Annotated in this window: 16 protein-coding genes; 11 read left to right on the top strand and 5 right to left on the bottom strand. The window is 59.6% G+C overall.

Going from position 1 to position 21,439, the window contains the following annotated elements:
* The first annotated feature begins 409 nt into the window (after positions 1-409).
* The 3 genes from ACM6IN_RS21240 (at position 410) to ACM6IN_RS21230 (ending at position 7,150) form a co-directional block, all read left to right on the top strand.
* Positions 410-3,685: a DUF2126 domain-containing protein gene (locus tag ACM6IN_RS21240; RefSeq protein WP_414916661.1), complete on the top strand. Its 3,276-nt coding sequence runs from the start codon at positions 410-412 to the stop codon at positions 3,683-3,685.
* 88 nt (positions 3,686-3,773) lie between these two features.
* A complete protein-coding gene (locus ACM6IN_RS21235; RefSeq protein ID WP_095113507.1) occupies positions 3,774-6,260 on the top strand; it encodes a circularly permuted type 2 ATP-grasp protein in 2,487 nt (828 codons plus the stop codon).
* Entirely contained in the window at positions 6,260-7,150 is an 891-nt protein-coding gene (locus tag ACM6IN_RS21230) for a transglutaminase family protein (protein WP_123376906.1), read from the top strand. Before ACM6IN_RS21235 ends, ACM6IN_RS21230 begins: the two co-directional genes overlap by 1 nt.
* Positions 7,151-7,302: 152 nt before the next feature.
* Here the strand turns inward: ACM6IN_RS21230 and ACM6IN_RS21225 are convergent, their stop codons facing one another.
* Together ACM6IN_RS21225 and ACM6IN_RS21220 are read right to left on the bottom strand one after the other, a co-directional pair.
* Positions 7,303-7,500 carry a hypothetical protein gene (locus ACM6IN_RS21225; RefSeq protein ID WP_095113509.1) on the bottom strand — a complete coding sequence of 66 codons (198 nt, stop codon included), beginning with the start codon at positions 7,498-7,500 and terminating at the stop codon, positions 7,303-7,305.
* 68 nt (positions 7,501-7,568) lie between these two features.
* A complete protein-coding gene (locus tag ACM6IN_RS21220; protein ID WP_095113510.1) occupies positions 7,569-8,156 on the bottom strand; it encodes a TIGR00730 family Rossman fold protein in 588 nt (195 codons plus the stop codon).
* Between the two features lie 340 nt (positions 8,157-8,496).
* Between ACM6IN_RS21220 and azu the strand changes: the two genes are divergently transcribed.
* Positions 8,497-8,943 (top strand): azurin, encoded by a 447-nt coding sequence (gene azu, locus ACM6IN_RS21215; RefSeq protein WP_007915878.1) that lies wholly within the window; start codon positions 8,497-8,499, stop codon positions 8,941-8,943.
* A gap of 172 nt (positions 8,944-9,115) precedes the next feature.
* Here azu and nadE read toward each other — a convergent pair whose 3' ends face one another.
* The 3 genes from nadE to ACM6IN_RS21200 all read right to left on the bottom strand — a co-directional run bounded on the left by nadE (position 9,116) and on the right by ACM6IN_RS21200 (position 12,287).
* A complete protein-coding gene (nadE, locus tag ACM6IN_RS21210; protein WP_007915880.1) occupies positions 9,116-9,943 on the bottom strand; it encodes an ammonia-dependent NAD(+) synthetase in 828 nt (275 codons plus the stop codon).
* 4 nt (positions 9,944-9,947) lie between these two features.
* Positions 9,948-11,171, bottom strand: a complete 1,224-nt coding sequence (pncB, locus tag ACM6IN_RS21205; RefSeq protein ID WP_095113512.1) for a nicotinate phosphoribosyltransferase — start codon at positions 11,169-11,171, stop codon at positions 9,948-9,950.
* Positions 11,172-11,384: 213 nt separating this feature from the next.
* Positions 11,385-12,287 carry a LysR family transcriptional regulator gene (locus tag ACM6IN_RS21200; protein WP_007915885.1) on the bottom strand — a complete coding sequence of 301 codons (903 nt, stop codon included), beginning with the start codon at positions 12,285-12,287 and terminating at the stop codon, positions 11,385-11,387.
* Positions 12,288-12,450: 163 nt separating this feature from the next.
* On the opposite strand from ACM6IN_RS21200, the gene ACM6IN_RS21195 reads away from it, so the two are divergent.
* The 7 genes from ACM6IN_RS21195 (at position 12,451) to ACM6IN_RS21165 (ending at position 20,928) form a co-directional block, all read left to right on the top strand.
* Entirely contained in the window at positions 12,451-13,941 is a 1,491-nt protein-coding gene (locus tag ACM6IN_RS21195; RefSeq protein WP_007915887.1) for an aldehyde dehydrogenase family protein, read from the top strand.
* Positions 13,942-14,099: 158 nt separating this feature from the next.
* Positions 14,100-15,383, top strand: a complete 1,284-nt coding sequence (locus ACM6IN_RS21190; RefSeq protein ID WP_414916660.1) for an NAD(P)/FAD-dependent oxidoreductase — start codon at positions 14,100-14,102, stop codon at positions 15,381-15,383.
* Positions 15,384-15,751: 368 nt separating this feature from the next.
* Positions 15,752-16,885, top strand: coding sequence for an ABC transporter substrate-binding protein (locus ACM6IN_RS21185; protein WP_007915892.1), 1,134 nt, complete (start codon positions 15,752-15,754; stop codon positions 16,883-16,885).
* A gap of 241 nt (positions 16,886-17,126) precedes the next feature.
* Positions 17,127-18,041 (top strand): ABC transporter permease subunit, encoded by a 915-nt coding sequence (locus ACM6IN_RS21180; protein WP_007915894.1) that lies wholly within the window; start codon positions 17,127-17,129, stop codon positions 18,039-18,041.
* 3 nt (positions 18,042-18,044) lie between these two features.
* Positions 18,045-19,346: a high-affinity branched-chain amino acid ABC transporter permease LivM gene (gene livM / locus ACM6IN_RS21175; RefSeq protein WP_007915896.1), complete on the top strand. Its 1,302-nt coding sequence runs from the start codon at positions 18,045-18,047 to the stop codon at positions 19,344-19,346.
* The gene (locus tag ACM6IN_RS21170) at positions 19,343-20,215 is read left to right on the top strand and encodes an ABC transporter ATP-binding protein (RefSeq protein WP_007915898.1); all 873 of its coding nucleotides are present in this window, start codon (positions 19,343-19,345) and stop codon (positions 20,213-20,215) included. Before livM ends, ACM6IN_RS21170 begins: the two co-directional genes overlap by 4 nt.
* A complete protein-coding gene (locus ACM6IN_RS21165; RefSeq protein ID WP_038360430.1) occupies positions 20,212-20,928 on the top strand; it encodes an ABC transporter ATP-binding protein in 717 nt (238 codons plus the stop codon). Before ACM6IN_RS21170 ends, ACM6IN_RS21165 begins: the two co-directional genes overlap by 4 nt.
* Positions 20,929-21,439: the final 511 nt, after the last annotated feature.

Genomic DNA, 21,439 nt, shown 5'->3' with positions numbered 1-21,439 from the left:
AACAGAACGCCAACCTTCGGGTTGGCGTTGTGCATTTCTGGGGCTGGATATTGCGTTGTCCGGGAGATCCATCCCCCTCACCCCAGCCCTCTCCCCCATGGGGGGCGAGGGGGAAGGGAGCCGATCGCTGTGCTTTTCAAAATCGAAGTTCGACTCAGGACTTTCACGTCGGCGTATCTCCAACAACCACGTCGGTCAGTTCCCTCTCCCTATGGGCGGTCCGACGTTTCGGGAGGGCTAGGGTAAGGGGCTCTTCGCAACATTTACGTGCAATCAGCCCAAACCATTTCCCCGCATCGCCCGATTTTGGTGCTGTACTGCCCTAAGCATTCCGGGAAAGCGCCCAAGCCACTGCATGGCATAAGTCTTGCGCGCTTTCGAATACGCTTAGGCTCGCAGGAGGCACGCCGTGTCGATTCATGTCGCATTGCATCACGTCACGCATTACCGCTACGACCGCGCTGTCGAACTCGGCCCGCAGATCGTTCGCCTGCGCCCGGCCGCCCACAGCCGCACGCGGATTCTGTCGTATGCGCTGAAAGTTTCGCCCGAGCAGCATTTCATCAACTGGCAGCAGGATCCGCAGGGCAACTACCTCGCCCGATTGGTGTTCCCCGAGAAGACCAATGAGTTGCGTATTGAAGTCGATCTGCTCGCCGAAATGGCCGTGTTCAATCCGTTCGACTTCTTCCTCGAACCCTACGCCGAGAAAATCCCCTTCGCCTACGCCGCCGATGAGCGCAAGGAGCTGGCGCCGTACCTCGAAACCTTGCCGCTGACGCCGAAATTCAAGGCCTATCTGGACGGAATCGACCGCACGCCGTTGCCGGCGGTGGATTTTCTGGTGGCGCTCAACCAGCGCCTGAGCGAAGACATCGGCTATCTGATTCGCATGGAACCGGGCGTGCAAACCCCGGAACACACTCTCGAACATGCCTCTGGCTCCTGCCGGGATTCGGCGTGGTTGCTGGTGCAGTTGTTGCGCAACCTCGGGTTGGCGGCACGTTTTGTCTCCGGCTACCTGATTCAACTGACCGCCGATGTGAAGAGCCTCGACGGCCCGTCCGGTACGGACGTCGACTTCACCGATCTGCACGCCTGGTGCGAGGTGTATTTGCCGGGTGCCGGCTGGATCGGCCTGGATGCGACCTCCGGGCTGTTTGCTGGTGAAGGGCATATCCCGTTGGCCTGCAGTCCCGATCCGTCCTCGGCGGCACCGATCAGTGGCTTGGTCGAGCCGTGCGAATGTGTGTTCAGCCATGAGATGTCGGTGGAACGGATCTGGGAGGCGCCGCGCGTCACCAAGCCCTACACCGATGAGCAGTGGCTGGCAATTCAGGCGCTGGGCCGGCAGATCGATGCTGACCTGCTGGCGGATGACGTGCGCCTGACCATGGGCGGCGAGCCGACCTTCGTTTCCATCGATGACCCGGATGGCGCCGAGTGGAACACCGCTGCGCTGGGGCCGGCCAAGCGTCAGCTCTCCGCCGAACTGTTCCAGCGCATGCGCAAACACTACGCGCCGAATGGTCTGGTGCATTTCGGTCAGGGCAAGTGGTACCCGGGCGAGCAACTGCCGCGCTGGTCGCTCAATTGCTATTGGCGCCGCGACGGCGTGCCGATCTGGCGCAACGGCGCGCTGATCGCCGACGAACAGCAGGATTACGGCGCCAATGGCGAATTGGCTGGGCGCTTTCTCGCAAGCGTTGCCGAACGCCTGAAATTGCCTACACGCTTTGTCTTCCCGGCCTACGAGGACAATTTCTATTACCTCTGGCGCGAAGGCACATTACCGAGCAATGTCAGCGCCGAAGACTCGCGTCTAGAGGAGCCGCTGGAGCGCGCGCGACTGCGCAAGGTCTTCAGTCAGGGCCTGAACAAAGTGATCGGCCAGGTGTTGCCGCTGGCGCGTACAGCCAAGGGCGATCAATGGCAGAGCGGGCGCTGGTATCTGCGCGACGAACATTGCCGTTTGGTGCCGGGCGATTCGCCGCTGGGTTATCGCTTGCCGCTGGGTTCGCAGCCGTGGGTGAAGGCGGCCGAGTATCCGTTTATTCATCCACAGGATCCGAATCAGGACTTCGCCGCGTTGCCAGACACCGCGCAGCTCAACAGTCCGGGAGAAGTGGCGGCGCCTGACGAACGCGCGCCGAAAATCGACGAGTCCGCCGACTGGCTGACCCGCACCGCGTTCTGCGCCGAAGCGCGCGAGGGACGTTTGTACCTGTTCATGCCGCCGCTGGAACGGGTCGAGGATTACCTGGAACTGGTGGCCGCCATCGAAGCGACGGCTGAAGAACTGCATTGCCCGGTGTTGCTGGAAGGCTACGAGCCGCCAAGCGATCCGCGCCTGAGCAACTTCCGCATCACCCCGGATCCCGGTGTGATCGAGGTCAATGTGCAGCCGTCGGCGACCTGGGACGAATTGGTCGAACGCACTGAGTTTCTCTATGAAGAGGCACGGCAAACCCGACTGACCACCGAGAAATTCATGATCGATGGTCGCCACACTGGCACCGGCGGCGGTAACCATTTTGTGCTCGGTGGTGCGACGCCGGCGGATTCACCGTTTCTGCGTCGCCCGGATCTGCTGCGCAGCCTGATCAGCTACTGGCAAAACCATCCGTCGCTGTCGTATCTGTTTTCCGGATTGTTCATCGGCCCGACGTCGCAGGCGCCGCGTGTCGACGAGGCGCGCAATGATGCACTGTACGAACTGGAAATCGCTTTCGCGCAGATGCCCGAGCCGGGTGAGGAGTGCGCGCCGTGGCTGGTGGATCGTCTGCTGCGCAACCTGCTGATCGACGTCACCGGCAACACGCACCGTGCCGAGTTCTGTATCGACAAACTGTATTCGCCGGATGGCGCCACCGGACGTCTTGGCTTGTTGGAACTGCGCGCCTTTGAAATGCCGCCCCATGCGCGCATGAGCCTGGCCCAGCAGCTGTTGCTGCGGGCGCTGGTCGCACGTTTCTGGCGCGAGCCTTATGCGCCGCCGAAACTGGCGCGTTGGGGCACCGAGCTGCACGACCGTTTCTTGCTGCCGCACTTTATCGAGCAGGACTTCGCCGACGTCATCGTGGAGCTGAACAACGCCGGTTATCCGCTGCGCGCGGAATGGTTTGCCGCGCATCTGGAGTTTCGTTTTCCCAAGGTCGGCGATTATGCCGTCAACGGCATCGAACTGGAGCTGCGTCAGGCGCTGGAGCCTTGGCATGTGCTGGGCGAGGAGGGCGCGGCAGGCGGCACGGTGCGTTACGTCGACTCATCTCTGGAGCGTCTGCAGGTCAAGCTCAAAGGGCTGCCGCCGCAGCGTTATTTGCTGACCTGTAATAGCATCGCGGTGCCGTTGCACCCGACCGGGCGCGTGGGCGAGTTCGTCGCGGGTGTGCGTTACCGTGCGTGGCAACCGGCCAACTGTCTGCAACCGACGATTCCCGTGCACGCACCGCTGGTGTTCGATTTGCTCGACACCTGGATGGGCCGTTCGCTGGGCGGTTGCCAGTACCACGTTGCCCATCCGGGCGGGCGTAATTACGAGACGTTGCCGGTCAACGCCAACGAAGCGGAGAGCCGGCGCATGGCGCGATTCTTCCGCGTCGGACACACGCCGGGGAAACTTCCTATACCCAACGTGGAAATCAGTGACGAGCTACCGATGACAATCGATTTGCGACGTTTCTAGATCGCACGCGACATGCGGATTTTTCGTATATCCGCATGTCATGTGCCTGCGTTAGTCTGACCGTTCTTTGCTGTCTGCCGAGCTTTCCATGCCTGACCTGCTAGACCGCTACCCGCTGACGGCGGGCACTTATCACGAACTGCTCGACGGCAGTGGCGCGGTGCGCCCGCACTGGCGGCGGCTGTTCGATCAGTTGCAGCGCAGCACCCCGGCGCAACTGATGCAGCGACAGTCTTTGCTGGCGCGGCAGATTCAGGAAAACGGTGTCACCTATAACGTCTATGCCGATCCCAAAGGCGCGGATCGGCCGTGGGAGCTGGATCTGTTGCCCCACGTGATTGCCGCAGATGAATGGCAGCATTTGTCGGCGGGCATCGCTCAACGTGCACGCCTGCTCAATGCGGTGTTGGCTGATTTGTACGGGCCGCAACGATTGATCAGCGAAGGCCTGTTGCCGGCTGAACTGGTGTTTGGACACAACAATTTCCTATGGCCTTGTCAGGGCATTGCACCGCCGGAAGACGCGTACCTGCATCTGTATGCCGTGGATCTGGCGCGCACGCCGGATGGGCGCTGGTGGGTCACGGCGGATCGCACACAAGCACCGTCGGGCGCCGGTTATGCTTTGGAAAACCGCACCATCGTGTCCCGCGCCTTTCCTGAGTTGTACCGGGATCTGAAGGTGCAGCATCTGGCCGGGTTTTTCCGCACATTGCAGGAAACCCTTGCACGGCAGGCACCGAGTGACGATGAGGCGCCGCTGGTGGTGCTGCTCACGCCTGGGCGCTTCAACGAAAGCTATTTCGAACACTTGTATCTGGCTCGTCAGCTCGGTTACCCCCTGGTCGAGGGCGGTGACCTGACGGTGCGCGATGCCACGGTCTACCTGAAAACCCTCAGCGGACTGCGTCGGGTGCACGCGATCATGCGCCGGCTCGATGATGATTTCTGCGATCCGCTGGAGCTGCGTACGGATTCGGCGCTCGGCGTGCCCGGTCTGCTCGAAGCCGTGCGTCAGGGGCGAGTCCTGGTTGCCAACGCGTTGGGCAGCGGCGTTCTGGAATCGCCGGGTTTGCTGGGTTTTCTGCCGAAGATCAACCAATACCTGTTCGGCGAAGAGCTGATCTTGCCGTCAATCGCGACGTGGTGGTGCGGCGAGCCACCGGTACTGGCGCAGGCCTTGGAAAAACTACCTGAGCTGTTGATCAAACCGGCGTTTCCCTCGCAAAGCTTCACGCCTGTATTTGGCCGTGATCTGAGTGAAAAACAGCGTCACACGCTTGCCGAGCGCATGCAGGCGCGCCCTTATGCTTATGTGGCGCAAGAATTGGCTCAACTGTCCCAGGCGCCGATCTGGCAGGCCGAAAACGGTCAACTGCAACCGCGTGCGATCGGCATGCGCATGTACGCCGTGGCGGGTGGTGATGGTTATCGTGTGCTCCCCGGTGGTCTGACCCGGGTGGCCGCCGAGGCTGATGCCGAAGTGGTATCGATGCAGCGCGGCGGGGCGAGCAAGGACACTTGGGTAATTGGCGATCGTCCACCCAGCGGCGAGCAATGGAAGAGCCAGCGTAATGTAGGGGTGCACGATCTGGTGCGGCGCGATCCATATCTACCCTCGCGAGTGGTGGAAAACCTGTTCTGGTTCGGCCGTTACTGCGAACGCTGTGACGACAGTGCGCGGCTGCTGCGCATCATGCTTGCGCGGTATGTCGATGGTGATGACCCGCAAGCGTTGCAGGCGGCGGTCGATCTCGGTGAGCGGTTGACGTTGTTGCCGGATGAAGGAGAGCTGCCCGAGCGCTTGCTCGCTGCATTGCTCGGTGAAGACTGGTCATTCAGCCTGCGTTCCAACCTGCAACGCTTGCAGTGGGCGGCGTCACAGGTGCGCGGCAAGCTTTCGCGGGAGAACTGGCAGGCGCTGGTGGAGTTGCAGCGCGAAGCGATGGAACTGGACACCGACGAGCCTGACTTCGGCGAACTGCTGGATTTCCTCAACCGGCTGGTGATGTCGCTGGCGGCGTTGTCCGGGTTTGCCCTCGACGACATGACCCGCGACGAAGGCTGGCGCTTTCTGATGATTGGCCGGCGTATCGAGCGACTGCAGTTTCTCAGCAGTAGCCTCGCGGCGTTTCTGCGTGGCGCCGGTGCTTTCGATCAGGCGGGCCTGGAGTGGTTGCTGGAGTTGGGCAACAGCAGCATCACCTATCGCTCACGTTATCTGGCCGTGGCGCAATTGATTCCGGTGCTCGACCTATTGCTGCTGGACGAGCAGAACCCGCACGCGGTGTTGTTCCAGTTGAAACTGGTCACGCGCACGTTGAAACGTTTGAACGATGATTTTGGCGCGCCACGGGAAGCGGGGTTGCCGCGACTGGTCGAGCGTCTGGCACGGTTCGATCTGGGTTGTCTGGAGAATCCATTGTTCGGTGAGTCCAGCGTACGAGCGGCTTTGAGCGGTCTGGCGGATCTGCTGCAAGAGATTGCCGAGGCCAGTGGGCAGGTCTCGGATCGCTTGGCTCTGCGTCATTTCGCTCATGTCGATGACGTTAGCCAACGCACGGTGTCCGTCTGATGAATGCTCGATACCAGATTTTCCACGACACCTGTTATCACTACGACAGCCCGGTTTCCCTGGCGCAGCAACTGGCGCACTTGTGGCCGCGGAAATGCGATTGGCAGCGTTGTACCGATCAGCAATTGCTGATCAGCCCGGATCCGACAGCGCGGCGCGATGAGCTGGATGTGTTTGGCAATCCTTTGACCCGACTGGCCTTCGAACGCCCGCATGACGAATTGCAGGTCAATGCACAACTCACGGTGGAAGTGCTGGCGCGGCCTGCGCTGGATTTCAATCAGTCGCCCGCCTGGGAGCTGACCCGCGATGCGCTGACCTACAGCAGCCAGCCGTTGTCCGCTGAGTTGCTCGAAGCCTGTCGCTACCGCTTCCAGTCACCGTACGTGCATTTGAAGCGCAGCTTCGTCGAGTTCTCTCAGAGTTGTTTCCCGCCGGGCCGACCGTTGCTGTTGGGCGTGCAGGACTTGATGCAGAAGATCTTCAGCGAGTTCACCTTCGATGCCGAAGCAACCCAAGTGGCGACCCCGCTGGTGGAAGTGCTGGAGCGGCGACGCGGGGTGTGTCAGGACTTCGCGCACTTGATGCTGGCGTGCGTGCGCTCGCGAGGGCTGGCGGCGCGCTACATCAGTGGTTATTTGCTGACGCAGCCGCCGCCGGGGCAGCCACGCTTGATCGGCGCCGACGCATCGCATGCGTGGGTGTCGGTATTTTGTCCGGTGCTGGGCTGGGTGGATTTTGATCCAACCAACAATGTGCAACCGGCGCTGGAGCACATCACATTGGCGTGGGGGCGGGATTTCTCTGATGTGTCGCCGTTGCGTGGGGTGATCCTCGGTGGCGGCAATCACGACCCGGAAGTGCGCGTCACCGTAATGCCTCTGGATTAACGCCGATCAAACTGTAGGAGTGAGCCTGCTCGCTCCCACATTGGGAATTTGGGTGTGCTTGGGAAGGGGGAGGGCTGTGAGGGCCAGCAGTGAAACTGCCAGCCCCGTCACAAATCCGCAGGGCCTGATTCGATCATCAAACCCGGTGGGGTTCAGGCGTCGGGCGCCTGATCTTTCGGTGTTTCAGTCGCATCGGTTGCATCAACATCATCTTGCGTCGCCACTTCACCGTCAGGGTTCAGTGCTGCTTCTTCAGCGGTTTGTTTCTTGCGCTGAAGCTTTTCCTCTTTCTTCTGTTCCTTTGCCAGGTCTCGTTGACGTTTGGCGAAGGAGTAATTGGGTTTGGCCATGGGCGATCCTCTTGGGTCGAAGGTGAGGTTGAGCGGCGCATATTCTGCCCTGTATCGGTGCCTCGTGGTTAGCCGGGTTTTTGGTCGACCCACTTGGGCGTGATGGTCGGCTTCCAGTTATCCAGGGCATCGAGCAGTGTTTGCGGCGATTCGCTCACTTGCAGCATGTCACGGTGTGGCGCGCGAACGAAGCCTTCGCCGACGATATGGTCAAGAAAAGCGGTGAGTTTGCTGTAAAAGCCGTTCACTTCCAGCAGGCCCAGCGGCTTGCCGTGGTAGCCGAGCTGACCCCAGGTCCAGACTTCGAACAGCTCTTCCAGCGTGCCGAGACCGCCGGGCAGGGCGATAAACGCATCGCTGAGTTCAGCCATGCGCGCCTTGCGCGCATGCATGCCGTTGACCACTTCCAGGCGTGTCAGGCTTTTGTGGCCGATTTCCTTGTCCATCAGGCTCTGCGGGATGATGCCGATCACTTCGCCGCCAGCGGCCAGCGCCGCATCGGCAACAATGCCCATCAGACCCACAGCACCACCGCCGTAGACCAGGGTCAACTTGCGTTCAGCCAAGGCCCGGCCAAGGGCGATGGCGGCTTCGGTGTAAGCCGGATCAGTGCCCGCATTGGCACCGCAAAATACACAAACGGATTTCAGAGACATGCCTTCCTCCTGGGTCAATCCGTCACAGGGTAATGGCTGGCACGCCTTGATCCAAGGGCTAAACTTCGCGTTCCGGCGATTCAAAGGTGCCGCTGGCACCACAGGCGTAGGCGGCGAGCAAACTGCACAACAGACCGTTAAAGAACATGACAGGCACTCCGTCTCAGTAGATGCGCCGATCATAGGCCGGGCCCGGAATTCTGGCCGTTAGATTGTCTCGATGAGTGTCATAGCCTGAAAGTTGTATACAATTTTTGACTCAAGTCATAGGAACTTGCGAAGATTTCAGGCAGTCTTTCCACCATTCGTGTTTTTGTTAACCCTGCCTTGGAGATTCACCATGTTTTCCAAAGTTGTTGCGGTATCCCTGCTGGCGCTGGCCAGCAGCCAATTGATGGCTGCCGAGTGCAAAACCACCGTTGACTCCACCGATCAGATGTCCTTCAACACCAAGGAAATCGTGATCGACAAGAGCTGCAAGACTTTCACCGTTGAACTGACTCACTCCGGCAGCCTGCCGAAGAACGTCATGGGCCATAATCTGGTAATCAGCAAAGAAGCGGACATGCAGCCAATCGCCACTGATGGCCTGGCTGCTGGCATCGACAAAAACTACCTGAAAGATGGCGATGCTCGCGTGATCGCGCACACCAAAATCATCGGTGCCAAGGAAACTGACTCGGTAACCTTCGATGTGTCGAAGCTGGCCGGCACTGATAAATACGGCTTCTTCTGCTCGTTCCCAGGCCACATCTCGATGATGAAAGGCACCATTACTGTCAAGTAAGCCGGTCAACCGCGTCATCGTTCTTCGCGAGCAGGCTCGCTCCCACAGGTTTGCGCCATCAATGTGGAAGCGAGCCTGCTCGCGAAGGGGCCATCCGCATCAATGAAAGCAATGGCCAAAGAAAAGCCCGCTGAGGATCACTCCTCAGCGGGCTTTTTCATTCCGTCAGCGCTTAAGGCGCAAACGGCATCACGCGTTTGTGATGAGTCTTGTTGTAGGTCGCGACGATGATGTCGAACGCTTCCTGACGCACCGGCTCACCGTGCAGGAACGCATCGATCTCGGCATAGGTCACGCCGTGCGATGCTTCATCCGGTTTGCCTGGCGACAGATCTTCCAGATCCGCCGTTGGCACTTTCTCGACCAGCGACTCCGGCGCGCCAAAGCTGCGGGCAATCGCGCGAACCTGATTCTTCACCAGACCGCTGAGCGGTGCCAGATCGCAGGCGCCGTCACCAAACTTGGTGAAGAAACCCATCACCGCTTCCGCCGCGTGATCGGTGCCGATTACCAACCCGTGCGCCGCGCCGGCGATGGTGTACTGCGCGACCATGCGCATGCGCGCCTTGGTGTTGCCCAATACGAAGTCCACCGACACCGCGTGCTTGCCTTCAAACGCCGCCACTTCACTGGCCAGCGATTTCACCGCTGGGCCGATGTTGACCGTGTGACGTTCGTCCGGGGCGATGAAATCCACCGAGGCTTGGGCGTCGTGCTCGTCGAACTGGGTTTCGTACGGCAGGCGCACGGCGATGAATTTGTAGCTGTTGTCGCCGGTCTGGTCGCGCAGCTCACGCATCGCCCGCTGGGCCAACAGGCCGGCGGTCAGCGAGTCGACGCCGCCGCTGATGCCCAGCACCAGCGTCTTGAGCCCGGAATTGACCAGACAATCCTGAATAAAGGTAATGCGCCGGGCGACTTCGGCCTGCAGGGCCTGGTAGTCGGCGAACGGCGGTTGCACCTTGAGCTGTTCAGCAATCTCACGCTGTACGGCTTGCATGAATTCACTCCTTGCTAGATAGACTGGAATCGGCAGGAACCTGGAAAACGTGTCGCAAATAGGCGACGAAATTCGGGTCTTTGCAGTGGGACTTGCCCGGCTCGTCGGAGATCTTCGCCACCGGTTGGCCGTTGCAGGCGGTCATTTTAAGCACGATGCTCATCGGTTCGACACCCGGAATGTCACAGGTGAGGTTGGTGCCGATGCCGAAGCTGACATTGATCCGGCCGTGCAGGGCGCGGAAGATCTCCAGCGACTTGGGCAGGGTCAGGCTGTCGGAGAACACCAGGGTCTTGCTCATCGGGTCGATGCCGAGCTTGTGATAGTGCGCAATGCATTTTTCGCCCCACACCACAGGATCGCCGGAGTCATGGCGCAGGCCGTCAAACAGCTTGGCGAAGAACAGGTCGAAGTCGCCGAGAAATGCATCGGTGGTGATGCAATCGGTGAGCGCGATCCCCAGCAGGCCACGGTATTCGCGGACCCAGCAATCGAGCGCGGCGATCTGGCTATCGATCAGCCGTGGGCCGAGTTGCTGGTGCGCCATGATCCATTCGTGGGCCATGGTGCCCAGCGGTTTCATGTCCAGTTCTCGCGACAGATGCACGTTACTGGTGCCGACAAAACGGCCGGGGAAGTCGTGCTTGAGCACGTTCACCACTTCTGCCTGCACGCCGAACGAAAAGCGCCGGCGGGTGCCGAAGTCGGCGACCTGCAGCTGCGATAACTCGTCGGCCGAGGCGTTGGCGGTCAGCCAGTCGAACTTGCGATAGAGCTGTTCGCGCGCTTGTTCAAGCACGGTTTCGCGGTAGCGATAGCGATTGCGCACTTCGCTGACGATCGCCAGCAACGGCACTTCGTAGAGAATCACATGCAGCCACGGCCCGCGCAGACGGATGAACAGTTCGCCGTTCTCGATACCGGTGTGCAGATAGCGCAGGTTGAAGCGGAACAATCCGAGAAAACGCAGGAAATCCGGTTTGAGGAAGCTGATCCGCTCAAGGAAACTCAGTTGATCGGCGCTCAGGCTCAGTTCGGCCAGACGCTCGATCTGAAAACGGATCTCGGCCAGATACGGGCGCAGATCTTCGCTATTACGGCAACGAAACTCCCATTCGACTTCGACGTTGGGGTAGTTGTGCAGCACCGCCTGCATCATCGTCAGTTTGTAGAAGTCGGTGTCGAGCAGGTTCTGCACGATGCGATCGGCAAACACGCTCTCGCTCATAACGGGGTCTCCAGGTGCGCCGCGCCTGTGCGCGGTCTCAAACAATGGCGCTAGTGGCGCATATCAGGGACGAAGATTGCCAGCAATTTTTTAGATCACCGCAGAACCCTGGTGGGAGCGAGCCTGCTCGCGAAGGCGTCAATTCAGTCGAAATAGGTATTGCATGTGCCGGCCTCTTCGCGAGCAGGCTCGCTCTCACATTTTTCAATCGGGTCAGTCATTCGGGCTATCGATCTGCTCCAGCATCCATTTCACAAAATCCCGTACCTTTGGCACTTCCGCCGCATGCTCTGGATACGCCAGGTAATAGGCGTCGGAACTGGGCATTGCATGCTGCCAGGGAATGACCAGTTTGCCGTCGGCCAATTCCTCTTCCACCAGAAACCGTGGCAACAACGCCACACCGCAACCGACCTGCGCGGCGCGGATGCACATATAAAAGGTTTCGAAACGCGGCCCGTGGTAGCTGTGTTCGGTCTGGTAACCCTGACTGTCGAACCAGTCGTGCCAGGCTTGCGGGCGCGAGGCATTTTGCAGGAGGACCAGATCGGTAAGTTGCGTCGGATCAGTGAACGGCGTGTCCGGCAGGCTGCCCGGCGCGCACACCGGCACCAGTTCTTCGCCGAACAACTTCAGGCATTCAGTGCCGGGCCGTGAGCCCTGACCAAAATAGAACGCCAGATCACTGCGCCCTTGCAGCAGGTCATCCGCTTCTTGCTCGTTGCACAAATCCAGGTGAATGGAAGGATGACGTAGCCGCCAGCCTTTCAGGCGCGGCACCAGCCAGCGCGCGCCGAAGGTCGATGGCGTCGACACGCGCAGGACTTCAGTTTCGCCGCCGTAGGAACGCAGGTAATGCGTCGACATTTCCACTTGGGTGAGGATTTTTCTTACTTCAACCAAGTACAAATCCCCAGCCGGGGTCATCTGCAAGCGCCGCCGCACCCGGCGGAACAACAAGTGCTGCAACAGCTCTTCAAGCTGCGCGACCTGTTTGCTCACTGCGCTCTGGGTCAGGTTCAGCTCCTCGGCGGCGCGGGTGAAACTCAGGTGACGGGTCACGGCCTCGAAACACTGCAATGCGGTGATCGATGGCAGGTGGCGTTTGTTCAGCATGGCTGATCCTTTTCTTGTCTTTCTATGCCCAGCATGAATAAACGGAATGATATCTCGCGTAAAGGTCGTTTGTTGCCTTGCCATTGTGACGCTACAACTAAAGGCCTGCCCGGTCGCGAAAAAGCGTCCGCACACATTCAGTTTTTTGCTTGAGGAGTGACCCATGGTTGCCGCATTGCTTGATCGTCTTGGTGTGAACCCGGCCCTTTATCAGAACGGCAAAGTGCCGGTGCATTCGCCGATCGACGGCAGCCGCATCGCCGCCGTCAACTGGGAAGGCCCGGCCGAAGTCGAGCAGCACATCAGTCGCGCAGATCATGCGTTCGAGCAATGGCGCAAGGTGCCGGCCCCGCGTCGCGGCGAGCTGGTGCGTCAGTTTGGTGAAGTGCTGCGCGAATACAAGGCTGATCTCGGTGAGCTGGTTTCCTGGGAGGCCGGCAAGATCACCCAGGAAGGTCTCGGTGAAGTGCAGGAGATGATCGACATCTGCGATTTCGCCGTCGGCCTGTCCCGCCAGTTGTACGGTTTGACCATCGCCTCCGAACGTCCGGGCCACCACATGCGTGAAACCTGGCACCCACTGGGCGTGGTCGGGGTGATCAGCGCCTTCAACTTCCCGGTCGCAGTGTGGGCGTGGAACACCACGCTGGCGCTGGTCTGCGGCAACCCGGTGGTGTGGAAGCCGTCGGAGAAAACCCCGCTGACCGCACTGGCCTGTCAGGCACTGTTCGACCGCGTGGTGAAGAACTTCACCGATGCCCCGGCGAACCTGTGCCAGGTGATCATCGGTGGTCGCGATGCTGGCGAAGCGCTGGTCGATGACCCGCGTGTTGCGTTGATCAGCGCCACTGGCAGCACACGCATGGGCCGCGAAGTGGCGCCGAAAGTCGCCGCACGTTTCGCTCGCAGCATTCTGGAATTGGGCGGTAACAACGCGATGATCCTCGGCCCGAGCGCGGATCTCGACATGGCGGTACGTGCGATTCTGTTCAGCGCCGTGGGTACGGCTGGGCAGCGTTGCACCACCCTGCGTCGACTGATTGCCCATGAGTCGGTGAAGGAAGAAATCGTCACCCGTCTCAAGGCTGCCTACTCGAAAGTGCGCATCGGCAACCCGCTGGAAGGCAATCTGGTCGGCCCGCTGATCGACAAGCACAGCTTCGAAAACATGCAGGACGCGCTGGAACAGGCATTGAGCGAGGGCGGCCGGGTGTTCGGCGGCAAGCGCCAACTCGAAGATCAATTCCCTAACGCTTACTACGTTTCGCCGGCCATCGTTGAAATGCCGGAGCAGAGCGACGTGGTCTGCAGTGAAACTTTTGCGCCGATCCTCTACGTGGTCGGCTACAGCGATTTCCAGGAAGCGCTGCGCCTGAATAACGCTGTACCGCAAGGTTTGTCGTCGTGCATTTTCACCACGGACGTGCGTGAAGCCGAGCAGTTCATGTCGGCGGTGGGCAGTGATTGCGGTATCGCCAACGTCAACATCGGCCCGAGCGGTGCCGAAATCGGCGGCGCTTTTGGTGGCGAGAAGGAAACCGGTGGCGGTCGTGAGTCCGGCTCCGATGCGTGGCGCGCGTACATGCGCCGCCAGACCAACACCGTGAACTACTCGCTGGAGCTGCCGCTGGCGCAGGGCATCACCTTCGACTGATAGGTTGAGATCGATCGTTCCCTCGCTCTGCGTGGGAATGCCTCAGCGGACGCTCCGCGTTCGCTTTTGGGACGCAGAGCGTCCCTGACTGCATTCCCACGCAGAGCGTGGGAACGATCATTTTGCAGTGTTCGTTAGGTTTCTGTTGGAGTCTGGCAATGCCGTTACGCGAAGAATGTCTGTGGGAAAAGCTCACGCCGCAAAGGCCGGATAACACCGCGCTGAAGGGCGAAGTCAAAGTCGAGGTCTGTGTGATCGGCGCCGGGTTCACCGGATTGTCGGCGGCGCTGCATCTGTTGGAGAAAGGCAAAAGCGTCTGCGTGCTGGAGGCTCATCGCGCCGGTCACGGTGGTTCCGGGCGCAACGTCGGGCTGGTCAACGCCGGCATGTGGATCCCGCCGGACGAGATCGAAGCCGGTTTCGGCGAAGCGGTGGGCAGTCAGCTCAATCGCATGCTCGGCGCGGCGCCGGCACTGGTCTTCAGCCTTGTGGATAAGTACAACATCGATTGTCAGTTACGCCGCGAAGGCACCCTGCACATGGCGCACAACGCCAAGGGCGAAGCGGATCTGCGCAGTCGTGAACAACAATGGAAACGCCGTGGCGCGCCAGTCGAATTGCTCACTGGCAAGGCGTGCGAGCAAGCCACTGGCACGCAAAAAATCGCCGCGGCTTTGCTCGATCGCCGCGCCGGTACGCTCAATCCGATGGCGTATGTCACCGGGCTGGCCAACGCGGTGAAAGGTCTTGGCGGGCAGATGTTCGATCATTCGCCAGTCACTCGCCTCGAGCGGCAGGGCTCGAACTGGTCGGTGCAGACCGAGCACGGTTCGGTACTGGCCGGGCAAGTGGTCATAGCCTCCAACGCCTACACCGAAGGTGACTGGACCGAACTCAAGCGCAACTTCTTCCCCGGTTACTACTATCAGGTCGCTTCGGTGCCGCTGACCGAAGACGCCGCGCAGGAAATTCTCCCGGGCGGGCAGGGCTCGTGGGATACGCGGCAGGTGCTGAGCAGCATCCGTCGCGACAAAGAAGGGCGCTTGTTGCTCGGCAGCCTCGGCAACGGCAATCAGAAACCGACCTGGTTTCTCAAGGCTTGGGCCGACCGCGTGCAGCAGCATTACTTCCCCAATCTGAAACCTGTCGAGTGGGAATGCACCTGGACCGGGCGCATTGCGTTCACGCCCGATCACCTCATGCGTTTGTTCGAGCCGGCGCCGGGACTGGTGGCCGTCACCGGTTACAACGGCCGTGGCGTCACTACCGGCACCGTGGTCGGCAAGGCTTTCGCTGATTATCTGTGTAACGGCAATCCGCAAGCCCTGCCGATTCCCTTCGCACCGATGCAGCCCTTGGCCGGCGTGGGCTTGCGCAGTTGCCTGTACGAGGCCGGTTTCTCGCTGTATCACGCGGGCCAGTGCCTGCGCATCGTCATTTGAGTGTTGAAATATGTTGCCGGAAGCGGCGCTTTTCGATGCAGCGACTAGCCTGTAATGGTGCGGGTTGTAGCAGTCCCGCACCAGCAGTGTGCAGTTCGGTGACGCGGGCTGTTACAGGCTGGTTGCACGTCGTTTGGCGCCGCGGTTGCAATGATGGCGCGTGCGGGTTGCGCCTGAAAAAATAAATGGTTTCACCTTCCGCGGTTTAGACGGTTGCACGCCCAATGAAAATGGGAACGAAACAGTCGAAATAACAAGAAAGCAGCGACTTTTTGAAGAATAAAAAACCGATGGCACGGCCCTTGCTCTGAGCATTCAGTGAAGTGAAGTCGCAGTGCCAACTAAAAAAAACCTTGGAGCACCACCTCATGTCCCAGACGTTTTACAAGAAAGGCTTTCTGGCCCTCGCAGTGGCTACTGCGTTGGGTGTTTCTGCGTTTGCTCAAGCTGATGTGAAAATCGGTGTAGCGGGTCCAATGACGGGCGCCAACGCGGCATTTGGCGAGCAGTACATGAAGGGTGCACAGGCAGCGGCTGATGCAGTCAACGCGGCGGGTGGCGTCAACGGGGAGAAAATCGTTCTGGTCAAGGGCGATGACGCCTGCGAGCCGAAGCAGGCCGTGACGGTCGCCAAGGACCTCACCAACCAGAAAGTCGCCGGCGTGGTCGGTCACTTCTGCTCCTCTTCGACCATTCCAGCGTCGGAAATCTATGACGAAGCCGGGATCATCGCGATCACCCCGGGTTCGACCAACCCACAAGTCACCGAGCGTGGCCTCAGCGCCATGTTCCGTATGTGCGGGCGTGATGACCAGCAAGGCATCGTGGCCGGCGACTACATCGTTGATGTGCTCAAGGGCAAGAAAGTCGTTGTGCTGCACGACAAAGACACCTACGGCCAAGGCTTGGCGGATGCCACCAAGGCACAACTGGTCAAGCGCGGCGTGACGCCTGTGTTGTACGAAGGCCTGACCCGTGGCGAAAAAGACTTCAGCACCATCGTCACCAAGATCCGTGGCGCCGGCGCCGACGTCGTCTACTTCGGCGGTCTGCACCCGGAGGCCGGCCCGCTGGTTCGCCAGCTGCGTGAACAAGGCCTGAAAGACGTCAAGTTCATGTCCGATGACGGCATCGTGACTGACGAACTGGTGACCACCGCCGGTGGCCCGCAATTCGTCGACGGCGTGCTGATGACCTTCGGCGCCGACCCGCGCCTGCTGCCAGACAGCAAGACTGTGGTAGACGCTTTCCGCAAGGCCGGTACCGAGCCTGAGGGTTACACCCTGTACGCCTACGCTTCGGTGCAGACCCTGGCTGCCGCGTTCAACGGTGCCAAGTCCAACAAGGGCGAAGAGGCCGCAGCCTGGCTGAAGAAAAATCCGGTGAAAACCGTCATGGGCGAAAAAACCTGGGACTCCAAGGGCGACCTGAAAGTCTCCGACTACGTGGTTTACCAGTGGGACAAGGACGGCAAATATCACCAGCTGGAAAAACAGAAGTAAGGGCTGACGCGACCGTTTGAACTCCGCAAATCCCTGTGGGAGCGGGCTTGCCCGCGATGACGGCCTGACAGTCGACAACTGTGTTGAATGTTCTACCGCTATCGCTGGCAAGCCAGCTCCCACAAGGTCCTGCGGTGATCGAACTGTTCGCGCTCTGACATTGCTCCGACGTAAATCTGTATTTTTCCTAGAAGAACCGCACATCACAGGTGTGCAGGTTCTCACTGCGTGAGATTGCGTTATGGATGGTATTTTCCTGCAGCAACTGGTCAACGGCCTGACCCTCGGGTCGGTCTATGGCCTGATCGCCATCGGCTACACAATGGTCTACGGCATCATCGGCATGATCAACTTCGCCCACGGCGAGGTTTACATGATTTCTGCTTACCTGGCGGCAATCAGTCTGGCTCTGCTGGCGTACTTCGGTATTGAATCCTTCCCGCTGCTGATGCTCGGCACCCTGATTTTCACCATCGTGATCACGGCGGTGTATGGCTGGGTCATCGAGCGTGTCGCTTACAAACCCCTGCGCAACTCGACCCGACTGGCACCGTTGATCAGCGCCATCGGCATCTCCCTGATTTTGCAAAACTACGCACAGATCGCCCAAGGCGCCAAACAACAGGGTGTGCCTACCCTGCTGACCGGGGCGTGGCGTGTTGAAGTCGGTACTGGCTTCGTGCAACTGACCTACACCAAAGTCTTCATTCTGGTGGCCGCGTTCGTCGGCATGGGCCTGCTGACCTACGTCATCAAGTACACCAAGCTCGGACGCATGTGCCGTGCGACCCAGCAAGACCGCAAGATGGCTTCGATCCTCGGCATCAATACCGATCGGGTCATTTCCTATGTGTTCATCATCGGTGCAGCCATGGCGGCGCTGGCCGGCGTGCTGATCACCATGAACTACGGCACTTTCGACTTCTATGCCGGCTTCATCATCGGCATCAAGGCGTTCACTGCGGCGGTGCTTGGCGGGATCGGTTCGCTGCCCGGGGCCATGCTCGGCGGGATCATCCTCGGCATTTCCGAGTCGCTGTTCTCCGGTCTGGTCAACTCCGACTACAAAGACGTGTTCAGCTTCTCGCTGCTCGTACTTGTTCTGGTCTTCCGGCCGCAGGGCCTGTTGGGCCGTCCTCTTGTGTCGAAGGTGTAAGCGATGTCTTCAACCACTCAAAAAAGCATTGATATCAAAAAAAGCCTGGTTGAGGCGATTCTGGCCGGCCTGATTGCCCTGATCGTATTCGGGCCGATTGTCGGCGTCGTACTCGAGGGTTACAGCTTCAATCTTGAGCCGACCCGCGTGGCGTGGATTATCGGCATTGTCATGATCGGCCGCTTCGCCCTCAGCCTGTTCCTGCAAACACCCAAGGGCCTGAAAATCCTCGACGGATTCGAGAGCACCGGTTCCGGTGTGCATGTGCTGCCAAGCGACCATAAATCGAGCCTGCGCTGGATCATCCCGCTGCTGATTGTGCTGGCGATCATCGTGCCGTTTGTTTCCAACTCCTATCTGCTGGGCGTGGTGATCCTCGGATTGATCTACGTGCTGCTGGGGTTGGGGTTGAACATTGTGGTCGGTCTGGCCGGTCTGCTCGATCTGGGTTACGTGGCGTTCTACGCCATCGGTGCCTACGGTCTGGCGCTCGGTTATCAGTATCTCGGTCTGGGCTTTTGGACGGTGTTGCCGCTGGCGGCGATCACTGCCGGGCTGGCCGGGTGCATCCTTGGCTTCCCGGTGTTGCGTCTGCACGGCGACTATCTGGCAATCGTGACCTTGGGCTTCGGTGAAATCATTCGCCTGGTCCTCAACAACTGGTTGTCGCTGACCGGCGGCCCGAACGGTATGCCGGCGCCACTGCCGACGTTCTTCGGTCTGGAATTCGGCAAACGGGCGAAGGATGGCGGGGTGCCGTTTCACGAGTTCTTCGGCATCGCCTACAACCCGGACGTGAAGTATTACTTCATCTACGCGGTGTTGTTCCTCGTGGTGTTGGCTGTGCTGTACATCAAGCATCGGCTGGTGAAAATGCCGGTCGGTCGCGCCTGGGAAGCCTTGCGTGAAGATGAAATCGCCTGCCGCTCGATGGGCCTCAACCACGTGCTGGTCAAGCTCTCGGCGTTCACTATCGGTGCATCGACCGCAGGTCTGGCCGGGGTGTTTTTCGCCACCTACCAGGGCTTCGTCAACCCGACCTCGTTCACCTTCTTCGAATCGGCACTGATCCTCGCCATCGTCGTGCTCGGCGGCATGGGCTCGACCATCGGCGTGGTGATTGCGGCATTCGTACTCACCGTCGCCCCGGAACTGCTGCGCGGCTTCGCTGAGTATCGCGTGCTGCTGTTCGGCATCCTGATGGTGTTGATGATGATCTGGCGACCACGCGGGCTGATTCGCATCAGCCGTACCGGGGTCACTCCACGCAAAGGTGCCATTCACTATGAGAGGACTGCGCCATGAGTGAAGTCGTACTCTCTGTTGAAAAACTGATGATGCATTTCGGTGGCATCAAGGCCTTGAGCGATGTCAGCCTGAAGGTCAAACGCAACTCGATCTTCGCCCTGATCGGCCCCAACGGCGCCGGCAAGACCACGGTGTTCAACTGCCTGACCGGGTTCTACAAAGCCACCGGCGGCAAGATCGAACTCAATGTGCGCGGCCAGCAGACCAACGTCATTCAGTTGCTGGGCGAGTCGTTCAAACCGACGGATTTTGTCTCGCCGAAATCCTTCCTCAGCCGCATGTACTACAAGATGTTCGGCGGTACGCACCTGGTAAACCGTGCAGGCCTGGCGCGGACATTCCAGAACATTCGTCTGTTCAAGGAAATGTCGGTACTGGAAAACCTGCTGGTGGCCCAGCACATGTGGGTCAACCGCAACATGCTCGCCGGCATCCTCAACACCAAGGGCTATCGCAAGGCCGAAAGCGACGCGCTGGACTGCGCCTTCTACTGGCTGGAAGTGGTCGATCTGGTCGACTGCGCCAACCGGCTCGCCGGTGAACTCTCCTACGGCCAGCAACGCCGTCTGGAGATCGCCCGGGCCATGTGCACGCGGCCACAGATCATCTGCCTCGACGAACCGGCTGCCGGCCTCAACCCTCAGGAAACCGAAGCGCTGAGCGCGATGATCCGGCTGCTGCGCGACGAGCACGATCTGACCGTGGTGCTGATCGAACACGACATGGGCATGGTTATGAGTATTTCCGATCACATCGTGGTGCTGGACCACGGCATCGTCATCGCCGAAGGCGGACCTGAAGCGATCCGTAACGATCCGAAAGTGATCGCTGCCTATCTGGGCGCCGACGAAGAGGAGCTGGTATGACGCAACCGATCCTCGAACTCAAAGACCTCGACGTCTTCTACGGTCCGATCCAGGCCCTCAAAGGTGTGTCGCTGCAGATCAATGAAGGGGAAACCGTCAGCCTGATCGGCTCCAACGGGGCGGGGAAATCGACGTTGCTGATGTCGATCTTCGGCCAGCCACGGGCCGCAAGCGGGCAGATCCTTTATCAAGGCGTCGATATCACCCACAAGTCCTCGCACTACATCGCCTCCAACGGCATTGCGCAGTCGCCGGAAGGGCGGCGGGTGTTTCCCGACATGACCGTCGAGGAGAACCTGCTGATGGGCACCATCCCGATTGGCGACAAGTACGCCAAAGAGGACATGCAGCGCATGTTTACGCTGTTTCCACGGCTGGAAGAGCGACGTAACCAACGGGCGATGACCATGTCTGGCGGTGAGCAGCAAATGCTCGCCATTGCTCGGGCACTGATGAGTCGACCGAAGCTGTTGCTGCTCGATGAACCTAGCCTCGGGTTGGCGCCGATTGTGGTGAAGCAGATCTTTGCGACCCTGCGTGAACTGGCGAAAACCGGCATGACCATTTTTCTGGTCGAGCAGAACGCCAACCATGCGCTGAAACTGTCTGACCGCGCGTATGTGATGGTCAACGGCGAGATTCGCCTGACCGGCACGGGTAAAGAGTTGCTAGTGAATGAGGAGGTGCGTAACGCCTATCTGGGCGGGCACTGATTCTTCCAGCGTTATGCACAGCCCCGGCGACGCAAGTCCCGGGGCTTTTTCATTCCGCGAACATACCGCACGCCTGTGTAGGAGCTGCCGAAGGCTGCGATCTTTTGATGTTGTCTTTAAAGATCAAAAGATCGCAGCCTTCGGCAGCTCCTACAGGGAATTGATCAGTGATTTCAAGTCTTGCGTGGAATTGTGGAAAACAAATTCCCATAGCTGCCAAAGCGCGACATATAGACGCTGCAAATGGCTGTTTTTCCACAGTTTTGACTTGTCCCCGGTTACTGTGGAGCTGGCTGTGAATAACGTGGGTGTATCTGGCTGCGCGCCTTGTAAGCCGTGGCCTGCAAGGATGTGGTTGTTTTTTGATCAGGCATTTTTACGAGAGCGGGAGACGTCGTTGTCAACCTTTTTTTGGGTGCCGCCTCAGCGGCCATTGCATGTCAACAAGCCTGTGGATAAGTCTGTGATTAAACTCTGGAAAGACTGCGCTGAGGGCCGTAATTACTGGCCT

The organism is Pseudomonas sp. IT-P395, from assembly GCF_949767675.1.
Classification (GTDB): Bacteria; Pseudomonadota; Gammaproteobacteria; order Pseudomonadales; family Pseudomonadaceae; genus Aquipseudomonas.
This window is presented reverse-complemented; position numbering and strand designations above follow the sequence as displayed.

Coding starts and splice junctions, on each gene's coding strand:
- ACM6IN_RS21235 (WP_095113507.1), top strand. CDS start 3,774: ATGCCTGACCTGCTAGACCGCTACCCGCTGACGGCGGGCACTTATCAC.
- ACM6IN_RS21230 (WP_123376906.1), top strand. CDS start 6,260: ATGAATGCTCGATACCAGATTTTCCACGACACCTGTTATCACTACGAC.
- ACM6IN_RS21225 (WP_095113509.1), bottom strand. CDS start 7,500: ATGGCCAAACCCAATTACTCCTTCGCCAAACGTCAACGAGACCTGGCA.
- ACM6IN_RS21220 (WP_095113510.1), bottom strand. CDS start 8,156: ATGTCTCTGAAATCCGTTTGTGTATTTTGCGGTGCCAATGCGGGCACT.
- azu (WP_007915878.1), top strand. CDS start 8,497: ATGTTTTCCAAAGTTGTTGCGGTATCCCTGCTGGCGCTGGCCAGCAGC.
- nadE (WP_007915880.1), bottom strand. CDS start 9,943: ATGCAAGCCGTACAGCGTGAGATTGCTGAACAGCTCAAGGTGCAACCG.
- pncB (WP_095113512.1), bottom strand. CDS start 11,171: ATGAGCGAGAGCGTGTTTGCCGATCGCATCGTGCAGAACCTGCTCGAC.
- ACM6IN_RS21200 (WP_007915885.1), bottom strand. CDS start 12,287: ATGCTGAACAAACGCCACCTGCCATCGATCACCGCATTGCAGTGTTTC.
- ACM6IN_RS21195 (WP_007915887.1), top strand. CDS start 12,451: ATGGTTGCCGCATTGCTTGATCGTCTTGGTGTGAACCCGGCCCTTTAT.
- ACM6IN_RS21190 (WP_414916660.1), top strand. CDS start 14,100: ATGCCGTTACGCGAAGAATGTCTGTGGGAAAAGCTCACGCCGCAAAGG.
- ACM6IN_RS21185 (WP_007915892.1), top strand. CDS start 15,752: ATGTCCCAGACGTTTTACAAGAAAGGCTTTCTGGCCCTCGCAGTGGCT.
- ACM6IN_RS21180 (WP_007915894.1), top strand. CDS start 17,127: ATGGATGGTATTTTCCTGCAGCAACTGGTCAACGGCCTGACCCTCGGG.
- livM (WP_007915896.1), top strand. CDS start 18,045: ATGTCTTCAACCACTCAAAAAAGCATTGATATCAAAAAAAGCCTGGTT.
- ACM6IN_RS21170 (WP_007915898.1), top strand. CDS start 19,343: ATGAGTGAAGTCGTACTCTCTGTTGAAAAACTGATGATGCATTTCGGT.
- ACM6IN_RS21165 (WP_038360430.1), top strand. CDS start 20,212: ATGACGCAACCGATCCTCGAACTCAAAGACCTCGACGTCTTCTACGGT.